The organism is Bacillus carboniphilus, assembly GCF_020524035.2.
Classification (GTDB): domain Bacteria; phylum Bacillota; class Bacilli; order Bacillales; family JAIVKR01; genus Bacillus_CC.
The window spans coordinates 2785001-2797358 of record NZ_CP129013.1; the positions used below are offsets into that span (position 1 = coordinate 2785001).

At 45.1% G+C, this 12358-nt stretch carries 4 protein-coding genes, 9 tRNA genes, 5 rRNA genes and 2 pseudogenes (1 of these 20 only partly in view); 18 read left to right on the plus strand and 2 right to left on the minus strand.

Annotated elements, in window-relative coordinates; translation table 11 throughout:
• The 14 genes from LC087_RS14210 to rrf (LC087_RS14275) all read left to right on the plus strand — a co-directional run.
• Positions 1–1340, plus strand: a 23S ribosomal RNA gene (locus tag LC087_RS14210); it begins 1587 nt to the left of the window's first position.
• A 388-nt stretch (positions 1341–1728) separates the two neighbouring features.
• Positions 1729–1844: ribosomal RNA gene (gene rrf, locus LC087_RS14215) — 5S ribosomal RNA — on the plus strand.
• Between the two features lie 3 nt (positions 1845–1847).
• Positions 1848–1923 (plus strand) — tRNA-Val (locus LC087_RS14220).
• A 211-nt stretch (positions 1924–2134) separates the two neighbouring features.
• Positions 2135–2210: transfer RNA gene (locus LC087_RS14225), tRNA-Thr, on the plus strand.
• A gap of 12 nt (positions 2211–2222) precedes the next feature.
• A tRNA-Lys gene (locus LC087_RS14230) sits at positions 2223–2298 on the plus strand.
• 11 nt (positions 2299–2309) lie between these two features.
• Positions 2310–2392, plus strand: a tRNA-Leu gene (locus tag LC087_RS14235).
• A gap of 9 nt (positions 2393–2401) precedes the next feature.
• Positions 2402–2476 (plus strand) — tRNA-Gly (locus LC087_RS14240).
• Positions 2477–2490: 14 nt separating this feature from the next.
• Positions 2491–2579, plus strand: a tRNA-Leu gene (locus tag LC087_RS14245).
• 4 nt (positions 2580–2583) lie between these two features.
• Positions 2584–2660, plus strand: a tRNA-Arg gene (locus tag LC087_RS14250).
• Positions 2661–2664: 4 nt separating this feature from the next.
• Positions 2665–2741 (plus strand) — tRNA-Pro (locus LC087_RS14255).
• Between the two features lie 17 nt (positions 2742–2758).
• Positions 2759–2834 (plus strand) — tRNA-Ala (locus LC087_RS14260).
• A 103-nt stretch (positions 2835–2937) separates the two neighbouring features.
• Positions 2938–4496, plus strand: a 16S ribosomal RNA gene (locus LC087_RS14265).
• Between the two features lie 175 nt (positions 4497–4671).
• Positions 4672–7602 (plus strand): 23S ribosomal RNA (locus LC087_RS14270).
• A 66-nt stretch (positions 7603–7668) separates the two neighbouring features.
• A 5S ribosomal RNA gene (gene rrf / locus LC087_RS14275) occupies positions 7669–7784 on the plus strand.
• Together the 16S, 23S and 5S rRNA genes with 9 tRNA genes alongside form the textbook arrangement of a ribosomal RNA operon.
• Before the next feature lie 489 nt (positions 7785–8273).
• On the opposite strand, the gene LC087_RS14280 is transcribed toward rrf (LC087_RS14275), so the two are convergent.
• Both LC087_RS14280 and LC087_RS14285 read right to left on the minus strand, forming a co-directional pair.
• On the minus strand, positions 8274–9431 hold the full coding sequence (locus LC087_RS14280) for an FtsW/RodA/SpoVE family cell cycle protein (RefSeq protein WP_226543471.1): 1158 nt from the start codon (positions 9429–9431) through the stop codon (positions 8274–8276).
• Positions 9432–9781: 350 nt separating this feature from the next.
• Positions 9782–10937, minus strand: a pseudogene (locus LC087_RS14285) (IS3 family transposase).
• A gap of 239 nt (positions 10938–11176) precedes the next feature.
• On the opposite strand from LC087_RS14285, the gene LC087_RS14290 reads away from it, so the two are divergent.
• The 4 genes and pseudogenes from LC087_RS14290 to LC087_RS19755 all read left to right on the plus strand — a co-directional run.
• Positions 11177–11398 carry a CtsR family transcriptional regulator gene (locus LC087_RS14290; RefSeq protein WP_306019665.1) on the plus strand — a complete coding sequence of 74 codons (222 nt, stop codon included), beginning with the start codon at positions 11177–11179 and terminating at the stop codon, positions 11396–11398.
• Positions 11395–11637: a hypothetical protein gene (locus LC087_RS14295; RefSeq protein ID WP_306019666.1), complete on the plus strand. Its 243-nt coding sequence runs from the start codon at positions 11395–11397 to the stop codon at positions 11635–11637. Before LC087_RS14290 ends, LC087_RS14295 begins: the two co-directional genes overlap by 4 nt.
• 19 nt (positions 11638–11656) lie before the next feature.
• Complete coding sequence (locus LC087_RS14300) at positions 11657–12187, plus strand: protein-arginine kinase activator protein McsA (RefSeq protein WP_306019667.1); 531 nt, start codon at positions 11657–11659, stop codon at positions 12185–12187.
• Positions 12188–12305: pseudogene (locus LC087_RS19755) on the plus strand (ATP--guanido phosphotransferase); the annotation flags it as partial. It lies immediately after the preceding gene.
• Positions 12306–12358 lie beyond the last annotated feature (53 nt).

Below are 12358 nucleotides of genomic sequence, written 5' to 3' on the forward strand. Positions count from 1 at the left end.
ACCGAAGTTCCTGATTCCACACTGCCAAGAAAAGCCTCTAACGAGGTGGGAGGTGCCCGTACCGCAAACCGACACAGGTAGGCGAGGAGAGAATCCTAAGGTGATCGAGAGAACTCTCGTTAAGGAACTCGGCAAAATGACCCCGTAACTTCGGGAGAAGGGGTGCTCTGGTAGGGTGCAAGCCCGAGAGAGCCGCAGTGAAAAGGCCCAGGCGACTGTTTAGCAAAAACACAGGTCTCTGCGAAGCCGTAAGGCGAAGTATAGGGGCTGACGCCTGCCCGGTGCTGGAAGGTTAAGGGGAGCGCTTAGCGTAAGCGAAGGTGTGAACCGAAGCCCCAGTAAACGGCGGCCGTAACTATAACGGTCCTAAGGTAGCGAAATTCCTTGTCGGGTAAGTTCCGACCCGCACGAAAGGCGCAACGATCTGGGCACTGTCTCAACGAGAGACTCGGTGAAATTATAGTACCTGTGAAGATGCAGGTTACCCGCGACAGGACGGAAAGACCCCGTGGAGCTTTACTGTAGCCTGATATTGAATGTTGGTACAGCTTGTACAGAATAGGTAGGAGCCATAGAAGCCGGAGCGCTAGCTTCGGTGGAGGCGTCTTTGGGATACTACCCTGGCTGTATTGACCTTCTAACCCGCACCCGTCATCCGGGTGGGAGACAGTGTCAGGTGGGCAGTTTGACTGGGGCGGTCGCCTCCTAAAAAGTAACGGAGGCGCCCAAAGGTTCCCTCAGAATGGTTGGAAATCATTCGTAGAGTGTAAAGGCACAAGGGAGGCGACTGCGAGACCTACAAGTCGAGCAGGGACGAAAGTCGGGCTTAGTGATCCGGTGGTTCCGCATGGAAGGGCCATCGCTCAACGGATAAAAGCTACCCCGGGGATAACAGGCTTATCTCCCCCAAGAGTCCACATCGACGGGGAGGTTTGGCACCTCGATGTCGGCTCATCGCATCCTGGGGCTGTAGTCGGTCCCAAGGGTTGGGCTGTTCGCCCATTAAAGCGGTACGCGAGCTGGGTTCAGAACGTCGTGAGACAGTTCGGTCCCTATCCGTCGTGGGCGCAGGAAATTTGAGAGGAGCTGTCCTTAGTACGAGAGGACCGGGATGGACGCACCGCTGGTGTACCAGTTGTCTTGCCAAAGGCATCGCTGGGTAGCTATGTGCGGAAGGGATAAGTGCTGAAAGCATCTAAGCATGAAGCCCCCCTCAAGATGAGATTTCCCATCTAGCAATAGAGTAAGATCCCTGAAAGATGATCAGGTTGATAGGTTCGAGGTGGACGTGTGGTGACACATGGAGCTGACGAATACTAATCGATCGAGGACTTAACCACACACATGCGATTCTTGTCACACTTCGTTATTTAGTTTTGAAAGAATGAATTTTCTTTTGAAAAAAACGCTTGATATTATCTTAAAAATAAGTATAATATATTTTGTCCCTCTAAAATGGGACAAGGGTTTTGAGAGGCAAATAGTTTGAGAAATCAACTGAGGAAACCGAGGAGCATACTCCAGTACGTGACGACGTTGACGAAAGAAGATGACAAAAAAAATGCGCCTATTCAAAAGAAACCTACATAAGAAATAAAAGGGTTTTGAGAAACAAGCAGTTTGAGGAATCAACTGAGGAAACCGAGGAGGTAACTCCAGTACGTGACGACGTTGACGAAAGAAGATGACAAAAAAATGTGCCGTTTATCAAAAGCCGTAAACCCTATGTTTGGTGACGATAGCAAAGAGGTCACACCCGTTCCCATGCCGAACACGGAAGTTAAGCTCTTTAGCGCCGATGGTAGTTGGGGGTCTCCCCCTGTGAGAGTAGGACGTTGCCAAGCATTGGAGGATTAGCTCAGCTGGGAGAGCACTTGCCTTACAAGCAAGGGGTCGGCGGTTCGATCCCGTCATCCTCCACCATTTAAAATGAAATTGTTATCTGATAATATTTAAAACAAAGACCGTAAGGTCTGGCTATATACGCCGGTGTAGCTCAACTGGTAGAGCACGACCGAATAGGCTTCATAGAGTAAGCTTCAGCATACCGACTGAACAACATCTTGAATAAACTAATAGAAGTCGGGATGACGTTTTAAGAAAGAAAAATCAAATAATAGTTCACTTTTTATACGCCGGTGTAGCTCAATTGGTAGAGCAACTGACTTGTAATCAGTAGGTTGGGGGTTCAAGTCCTCTTGCCGGCACCACGAGTTTTTTTAGAGCCATTAGCTCAGTTGGTAGAGCATCTGACTTTTAATCAGAGGGTCGAAGGTTCGAGTCCTTCATGGCTCACCATTTTGAATTTCGCGGGTGTGGCGGAACTGGCAGACGCGCTAGACTTAGGATCTAGTGTCCTTGTGACGTGGGGGTTCGACTCCCTTCACCCGCATTATGATACGCGGAAGTAGTTCAGTGGTAGAACACCACCTTGCCAAGGTGGGGGTCGCGGGTTCGAATCCCGTCTTCCGCTCCAAGATCATTCCCCATGCCGGGGTGGTGGAATTGGCAGACACACAGGACTTAAAATCCTGCGGTAGGTGACTACCGTGCCGGTTCAAGTCCGGCCCTCGGCACCATTTAGCGCCCGTAGCTCAATTGGATAGAGCGTTTGACTACGGATCAAAAGGTTAGGGGTTCGACTCCTCTCGGGCGCGCCATTAGCGGGAAGTAGCTCAGCTTGGTAGAGCACATGGTTTGGGACCATGGGGTCGCAGGTTCGAATCCTGTCTTCCCGACCATGATTAAATTATATAATGGGGCCTTAGCTCAGCTGGGAGAGCGCCTGCCTTGCACGCAGGAGGTCAGCGGTTCGATCCCGCTAGGCTCCACCAAAAATGATCTTTGAAAACTAAACAAACCAAAAGCGTCAAATTTTTTTGAAACAACCATGAGTTAGCAAACTCATAAAATGATCAGATTGAATCTGACACCATTTTATCGGAGAGTTTGATCCTGGCTCAGGACGAACGCTGGCGGCGTGCCTAATACATGCAAGTCGAGCGGACTTGATGGAAAGCTTGCTTTCCATCAAGTTAGCGGCGAACGGGTGAGTAACACGTGGGCAACCTGCCTGTAAGACGGGGATAACTCCGGGAAACCGGGGCTAATACCGGATAAACCTTAAGACTACCTAGTCTAAAGTTGAAAGGTGGCTTTTAGCTATCGCTTACAGATGGGCCGCGGCGCATTAGCTAGTTGGTGAGGTAACGGCTCACCAAGGCGACGATGCGTAGCCGACCTGAGAGGGTGATCGGCCACACTGGGACTGAGACACGGCCCAGACTCCTACGGGAGGCAGCAGTAGGGAATCTTCCGCAATGGACGAAAGTCTGACGGAGCAACGCCGCGTGAGTGAAGAAGGTTTTCGGATCGTAAAGCTCTGTTGTTAGGGAAGAACAAGTATCGTTCGAATAGGGCGGTACCTTGACGGTACCTAACCAGAAAGCCACGGCTAACTACGTGCCAGCAGCCGCGGTAATACGTAGGTGGCAAGCGTTGTCCGGAATTATTGGGCGTAAAGCGCGCGCAGGCGGTTCTTTAAGTCTGATGTGAAATCTCGCGGCTCAACCGCGAGCGGTCATTGGAAACTGGGGAACTTGAGTGCAGAAGAGGAGAGTGGAATTCCACGTGTAGCGGTGAAATGCGTAGAGATGTGGAGGAACACCAGTGGCGAAGGCGACTCTCTGGTCTGTAACTGACGCTGAGGCGCGAAAGCGTGGGGAGCGAACAGGATTAGATACCCTGGTAGTCCACGCCGTAAACGATGAGTGCTAAGTGTTAGAGGGTTTCCGCCCTTTAGTCTTTGCGACAAACGCATTAAGCACTCCGCCTGGGGAGTACGGTCGCAAGACTGAAACTCAAAGGAATTGACGGGGACCCGCACAAGCGGTGGAGCATGTGGTTTAATTCGAAGCAACGCGAAGAACCTTACCAGGTCTTGACATCCTTCGCTACTTCTAGAGATAGAAGGTTCCCTTTCGGGGGACGAAGTGACAGGTGGTGCATGGTTGTCGTCAGCTCGTGTCGTGAGATGTTGGGTTAAGTCCCGCAACGAGCGCAACCCTTGATCTTAGTTGCCAGCATTCAGTTGGGCACTCTAAGGTGACTGCCGGTGACAAACCGGAGGAAGGTGGGGATGACGTCAAATCATCATGCCCCTTATGACCTGGGCTACACACGTGCTACAATGGATGGAACAAAGGGCAGCGAAGCTGCAAAGTGAAGCCAATCCCAAAAATCCATTCTCAGTTCGGATTGTAGGCTGCAACTCGCCTACATGAAGCCGGAATCGCTAGTAATCGCGGATCAGCATGCCGCGGTGAATACGTTCCCGGGTCTTGTACACACCGCCCGTCACACCACGAGAGTTTGTAACACCCGAAGTCGGTAGGGTAACCCTTTTAGGGAGCCAGCCGCCTAAGGTGGGACAGATGATTGGGGTGAAGTCGTAACAAGGTAGCCGTATCGGAAGGTGCGGCTGGATCACCTCCTTTCTAAGGAAAACTGTCTCTTTCGAGACAAAAACGTAAGGACGCTTCTTGGTTTGTTTAGTTTTGAGAGATCATCTCTCAAACAGAAAGACTTCGTTCTTTGAAAATTAAATAACGAAATGACAAGACATCAAAATTGTGATTTATGACTTTTAAAGTCGATGTAATAAATTCTAACGGTTAAGTTAGAAAGAGCGCACGGTGGATGCCTTGGCACTAGGAGCCGATGAAGGACGGGACTAACGCCGAAACGCTTCGGGGGGAGCCTGTAAGTAAGCTTTGATCCGGAGATATCCGAATGGGGAAACCCCCTACTCGTAATGGAGTAGGATCCATATCTGAATACATAGGATATGGAAGGCACACCCGGGGAACTGAAACATCTAAGTACCCGGAGGAGAGGAAAGCAAATGCGATTTCCTGAGTAGCGGCGAGCGAAACGGAATTAGCCCAAACCAAGAGGTTTCCTCTTGGGGTTGTAGGACACTCTATACGGAGTTACAAAGGAATGAGATAGATGAAGAGGTCTGGAAAGGCCCATCAGAGAAGGTAACAATCCTGTAGTCAAAATCTCATTCTCTCCAGAGTGGATCCTGAGTACGGCGGGACACGAGGAATCCTGCCGGAAGCAGGGAGGACCATCTCCCAAGGCTAAATACTCCCTAGTGACCGATAGTGAACCAGTACCGTGAGGGAAAGGTGAAAAGCACCCCTGGCGGGGAGTGAAAGAGATCCTGAAACCGTGTGCTTACAAGTAGTCAGAGCCCGTTAACGGGTGATGGCGTGCCTTTTGTAGAATGAACCGGCGAGTTACGATCCTATGCAAGGTTAAGCTGATAAGGCGGAGCCGTAGCGAAAGCGAGTCTTAAGTAGGGCGAATAGAGTATAGGGTCGTAGACCCGAAACCAGGTGATCTACCCATGTCCAGGGTGAAGTTCAGGTAACACTGAATGGAGGCCCGAACCCACGCACGTTGAAAAGTGCGGGGATGAGGTGTGGGTAGCGGAGAAATTCCAATCGAACTTGGAGATAGCTGGTTCTCTCCGAAATAGCTTTAGGGCTAGCCTCAAGATGAGAGTTATGGAGGTAGAGCACTGATTGGACTAGGGGCCCTCATCGGGTTACCGAATTCAGTCAAACTCCGAATGCCAGAAACTTATTCTTGGGAGTCAGACTGCGAGTGATAAGATCCGTAGTCAAGAGGAAACAGCCCAGACCGCCAGCTAAGGTCCCAAAGTATACGTTAAGTGGAAAAGGATGTGGAGTTGCTTAGACAACCAGGATGTTGGCTTAGAAGCAGCCACCATTTAAAGAGTGCGTAATAGCTCACTGGTCGAGTGACTCTGCGCCGAAAATGTACCGGGGCTAAACGTATCACCGAAGGCGCGGACTGTTCCGTATGGAACAGTGGTAGGAGAGCGTTCTAAGGGCGGTGAAGCCAGACCGGAAGGACTGGTGGAGCGCTTAGAAGTGAGAATGCCGGTATGAGTAGCGAAAGAGGGGTAAGAATCCCTCCACCGAATGCCTAAGGTTTCCTGAGGAAGGCTCGTCCGCTCAGGGTTAGTCGGGACCTAAGCCGAGGCCGAAAGGCGTAGGCGATGGACAACAGGTTGATATTCCTGTACCACCTCCCCACCATTTGAGTGATGGGGGGACGCAGGAGGATAGGGTAAGCGCGGCACTGGATCGCCGCGTCCAAGCAGGTAGGCTGATGAGTAGGCAAATCCGCTCATCATGAAGGCTATTTGTGATGGCGAGGGAAATAGAGTACCGAAGTTCCTGATTCCACACTGCCAAGAAAAGCCTCTAACGAGGTGGGAGGTGCCCGTACCGCAAACCGACACAGGTAGGCGAGGAGAGAATCCTAAGGTGATCGAGAGAACTCTCGTTAAGGAACTCGGCAAAATGACCCCGTAACTTCGGGAGAAGGGGTGCTCTGGTAGGGTGCAAGCCCGAGAGAGCCGCAGTGAAAAGGCCCAGGCGACTGTTTAGCAAAAACACAGGTCTCTGCGAAGCCGTAAGGCGAAGTATAGGGGCTGACGCCTGCCCGGTGCTGGAAGGTTAAGGGGAGCGCTTAGCGTAAGCGAAGGTGTGAACCGAAGCCCCAGTAAACGGCGGCCGTAACTATAACGGTCCTAAGGTAGCGAAATTCCTTGTCGGGTAAGTTCCGACCCGCACGAAAGGCGCAACGATCTGGGCACTGTCTCAACGAGAGACTCGGTGAAATTATAGTACCTGTGAAGATGCAGGTTACCCGCGACAGGACGGAAAGACCCCGTGGAGCTTTACTGTAGCCTGATATTGAATGTTGGTACAGCTTGTACAGAATAGGTAGGAGCCATAGAAGCCGGAGCGCTAGCTTCGGTGGAGGCGTCTTTGGGATACTACCCTGGCTGTATTGACCTTCTAACCCGCACCCGTCATCCGGGTGGGAGACAGTGTCAGGTGGGCAGTTTGACTGGGGCGGTCGCCTCCTAAAAAGTAACGGAGGCGCCCAAAGGTTCCCTCAGAATGGTTGGAAATCATTCGTAGAGTGTAAAGGCACAAGGGAGTTGACTGCGAGACCTACAAGTCGAGCAGGGACGAAAGTCGGGCTTAGTGATCCGGTGGTTCCGCATGGAAGGGCCATCGCTCAACGGATAAAAGCTACCCCGGGGATAACAGGCTTATCTCCCCCAAGAGTCCACATCGACGGGGAGGTTTGGCACCTCGATGTCGGCTCATCGCATCCTGGGGCTGTAGTCGGTCCCAAGGGTTGGGCTGTTCGCCCATTAAAGCGGTACGCGAGCTGGGTTCAGAACGTCGTGAGACAGTTCGGTCCCTATCCGTCGTGGGCGCAGGAAATTTGAGAGGAGCTGTCCTTAGTACGAGAGGACCGGGATGGACGCACCGCTGGTGTACCAGTTGTCTTGCCAAAGGCATCGCTGGGTAGCTATGTGCGGAAGGGATAAGTGCTGAAAGCATCTAAGCATGAAGCCCCCCTCAAGATGAGATTTCCCATCTAGCAATAGAGTAAGATCCCTGAAAGATGATCAGGTTGATAGGTTCGAGGTGGACGTGTGGTGACACATGGAGCTGACGAATACTAATCGATCGAGGACTTAACCACACACATGCGATTCTTGTCACCCTTCGTTATTTAGTTTTGAAAGAATGAATTTTCTTTCAAACATAGCCTGGTAATAAGGGCAAAGAGGCCACACCCGTTCCCATGCCGAACACGGAAGTTAAGCTCTTTAGCGCCGATGGTAGTTGGGGGTCTCCCCCTGTGAGAGTAGGACGTTGCCAGGCAAAAATAAAAACCACTAATAACTTAACTGTTGTTAGTGGTTTTTTGTATTTATATTTTAAAGAAGTAAAAAATCTGTCCTTATTTGGAAGGTGCTTTCGAAGCACACGCCTCTAGGGTGGAGGTGGATCTATGTTGGCTACAGTACGTCGATGAAAAGGATGTTCTAGCATCAACGTTTCCACAGGACGTGTCTGTACTTAGCCCGAATTCCAATGTATGTGTCGCTAGACGGACTCATGCCTCTTTCTTGTATGGGGAACTTCATATTTATTTCACCTCAAAAAATTATCGCTATTAAAAAAGTAATGCTCCTACTATGTACAATTAATCTATTGTTTTATTTTCAGGGAAATAGAACTTAACAATCAAAATAAAACGATTGTTATAACAATGTTTAAGAGCAAAACAAGAAAGCAAAAGCTGACGATATAAAATAAGATAGAAAGGCGTTTCTTTAATATCTTCTTTTGTTGCTTATTAATAAATAGCTAGCCCTCCTCACTAAAAAAGAAATCCTTTTTCTTTAAGGATACATTTAAAACTAAGCCAAAACCGATCATTGTAGTAAGAATCGAACTTCCTCCATAACTCATTAGCGGAAGAGGAATTCCTGTTATTGGAATTAATCCAATGACCATCCCAATGTTTTGAAATACGTGGAACGAAATTAACGACATCATACCAATGCATATGAGTGACTCAAATAATTTGTCTTTGTTTTTTACAAAGATGAACACCATTCTAAAAATAATCAAAAAATATAATGAAATTAATAAGCTAGCACCTAAAAATCCAAACTCTTCTGCTACTATTGCGAAAATAAAATCAGTATGGGATTCTGGGACTTTGACTTGATTATTATCAAATCCAACCCCATTCATCATGCCTGAACCAACCGCTAAAATAGACTGCTTTAATTGATATCCAATACCTTGGGCATACGAAAAAGGATCTAACCAGGAATAAATTCGATTTAACTGATATTCATCAAAAACTTTTAGTAACAGCTGTGGATTAATCAGAAAGATACCTGTAAGTGAAGCAATAATAATTATTCCCGAGATAAAAATTAACAAGTCAATTCTCCAATTTATAGATAAAAAGATCATACCAAGAGTTATAATAACCATGACTAAAGACGTGCCAAAATCATTCTGTAAATAAGTTAAAGATATAGGTATTAATGATAGAACTCCGATTTTTAGCATGAGCTTATATTCGCTAGCTAAGATTGTCATTGAGTGGTTTTCTCTATGGCGTGCTATTACATAAGAGAGCATTAAGATTAAAAAGATTTTCATAAACTCTGATGGTTGAATCGATCCTATCCCTTTAATAACAAACCATGATTTTGCCCCATTCCTTACAGGAGCAATTGTATTAGGAGCTAATAAAACACTAATTAACATTAATATGCCAATTATATAGGCGATTGGTGTCAATTTCATAACTGCTTCAAAATCAAAATAAAAAATACACAATACAATGATTAGTCCAATAATGAACCAGGCTATTTGCTTCAATAAGTACTCATCTTTAATTAACGCATTTTGTTGAGCACTGTACATACATATACAGCTAAATATCATAAGTAAAAAGATATAAAAGAAAAGGTTATAATCAAAGTTATTTTTATGTTTAGTCAAATTAATCACCATAATATGTTTTGTAAATGCATTCTTCCCTATGTGATTGTATAACAAAGGTGAATAACATTAATTACAATATTGGAACAATCAATAATTTTTTACAAATGTATTCAAGTGAAGACTTTTAAGAATTTTGGATCTGAGTCAAATTTTCGGACACAAAAAAGTTAGTTCACTTTAATACCTATGCTCGAAGAAAACTTGTTTTATTTTGACGCTTGACAGGGTCCCTCCGCGGGCGTGATTCTGTTGCCGAGAAACCAGATGCTCCGACATCGGCATCGCCAAAGGAGGCTATCATGCCCGCTACTCCCTATAAAGCTTGATTCACACATGTTAGAGAGTCGCTATGCGCATGCCCGAATGCTGTCTTCTACTTCTTGTGGAGTTCGATACCCGATACTTCCATGGATTCTTTTTCGATTGTACCAGCCTTCAATATATTGAAATAAAGCCATGTTAGCCGATTGATAGTTCAGGTATTTAACTTGATGGACTTCTTCTTTTTTCAAAATGGCGTGAAATGATTCAATACAAGCATTATCATATGGGCAACCTTTACGGCTAAATGAATGTTTGATCCCCTTGGAACGGATGGATTCTGCAAATTCTTCACTTGTATATTGAGAGCCTAAATCCGAATGAAAGATGAGCTCCTTTTTAGGAGATTGCGTTTCATACGCATGATTCAGTGCTTTTATCACTAGGTCTGTCGTCATCGTTTTTGAAAAGGCATAACCTATGATTTTCTTAGAATGTAAATCCATCACTGAAGCTAAGTAGCACCAACCATCTTTAATCGTATGGATATACGTAATATCTCCCACCCATTTTTCATTAATCGTTGTGGTGGTAAAGTCTCGGTTTAATAAGTTTCCTTGTTCTGTTACTTGGTGCTGACTAGTATAAGGGCGATATTTCCTTTGTATAATGGAGCGGATTCCAACTTTTTTCATTAGCCTTTGAACTCTTTTTAGACTCACGGAAAATCCTTTTTTTTTTCGAGTTCCATATGAATTTTGGGTGCTCCGTACCGTTTTTTACTATCTGTATGAATTTCTATCATTTCTTTGGTTAGTTCCTTGTTCTCACGATCACGATTAGACTCTGTTTCATGTAGTGATTGATAATACGTACTTCTTGGAATATCTAAGACTTCACACAGTGCTTGTATAGGGTGTTGATCTTTATACTTTTCAATCGTAGCGGCTAACTCAGTTTTACTTACTTTTTCGCGAATATGGCCATAGCCTTTTTTAATATTTCATTCTCCTCCTGAAGGCGGCGCATTTGTTTTTTTAATTGGATTAAATCGTCCGTCGTAACGGTCGAACCATCTTCTAAATCGATTGGAGAGAATCGTTTAATCCATTTATAAATCGTTACTTCAGACACGCCATATTCGCTACTTAGATTGCTTACTGAGTTGCCAGAATGATAAAGATTAACCACCGTTTTTTTGAAGTCTTCATTGAATTTTTTATTAACACCTTGGTTACCCATCAAGGACACATCCTTTCGTTTTTTATTATAGTCAATAATTAGAAAGCTTAACTAAGGTGTGTCCATGAAACTATACTAGCATCCTTTGTTAAGACTAATTGTCGATAGAAATGATCATAATAAAAAAAGAGAAATAAAAATGTACATATAACCAGTGTTAATTAGTTGAAATTTTATTTGGAAGTGTCTATAGTAAAGATAAGGTCAAATATAGTCAAAGTCAATTGAAGGAGGGGGCTATGAGAAACATATCTGATATAATTGAACAATATTTGAAAAATGTTCTAGACACTAGTGGGAAAGAAATTGTTGAAATTAAGCGAAGTGAAATAGCGGAGCGTTTTCAATGTGTGCCCTCTCAAATCAATTATGTGATCAATACACGTTTTACTGTTGAAAAAGGGTATTTAGTTGAAAGTAAACGTGGTGTGGGGGAGGGTATATCCGTATTATTAAAGTGAAAGCACACGATCATGCCCACTTGCTATCACAACTTATTGACTTAATAGGTAACCATTTAACACAGGCAGCAGCTGAGAATATCATATTAAGAATGATTGAAGAAAAAGTGGTTACAGAAAGAGAAGCAAGACTTATGCTTAGCGTTATTGATCGATCTGTTCTATACTTGGGTATTCCTGAACGAGATGAGGCTTCGTTCTCGTATTATGAAGGCGATGCTTCATTCACTGAAATATAAATAAATGGGGTGATTTTAAATGGTTTGTCAAGAATGTAAAGAGAGACCTGCCACCTTGCATTTCACAAAAATTATAAACGGGGAGAAAACCGAAATCCACTTGTGTGAAAAGTGCGCACAAGAAAATTCTAATTTTTCCTCTATAAACAACAATGCGGGCTTTACGATTCACAATTTGCTTAGTGGTTTTTTGAACAATAACAATATGGAAATTAATCCTGTCTTTCAAGAAAAACAAGTAACAAAGTGTGAAAAGTGTAACTTAACCTTTGCACAGTTCCAAAAAGTCGGTCGTTTTGGATGTTCAAACTGCTACAAAACATTTGCGGATCAAATTCATCCAATGTTAAGAAGGGTTCATAGTGGCAATACTGTCCATGCAGGAAAGCTACCAAAAAGACTAGGTGGCAATTTAAAATTGAAGAAACAGTTAACATCCTTGAAAGAGCAGTTAAAACAGTTGATTTCAACAGAACAATTTGAAAAAGCTTCAGAAGTGAGAGATGAAATTCGTTCCCTAGAAGCAAGAATGAACAAGGGGGAATATTAAATGTCATTAAAAAAATTCATGAGTCAAGCAATGAGTGCCTGGATGAGTAACGAAGGACCTAACAGTGATATTGTGATGAGTAGCAGAATTAGATTAGCAAGGAATTTAGAGCCTTATAAGTTTCCAATCATTTCGAATGGAGACGGGGAGAAAGTAATAAATGATATTGAA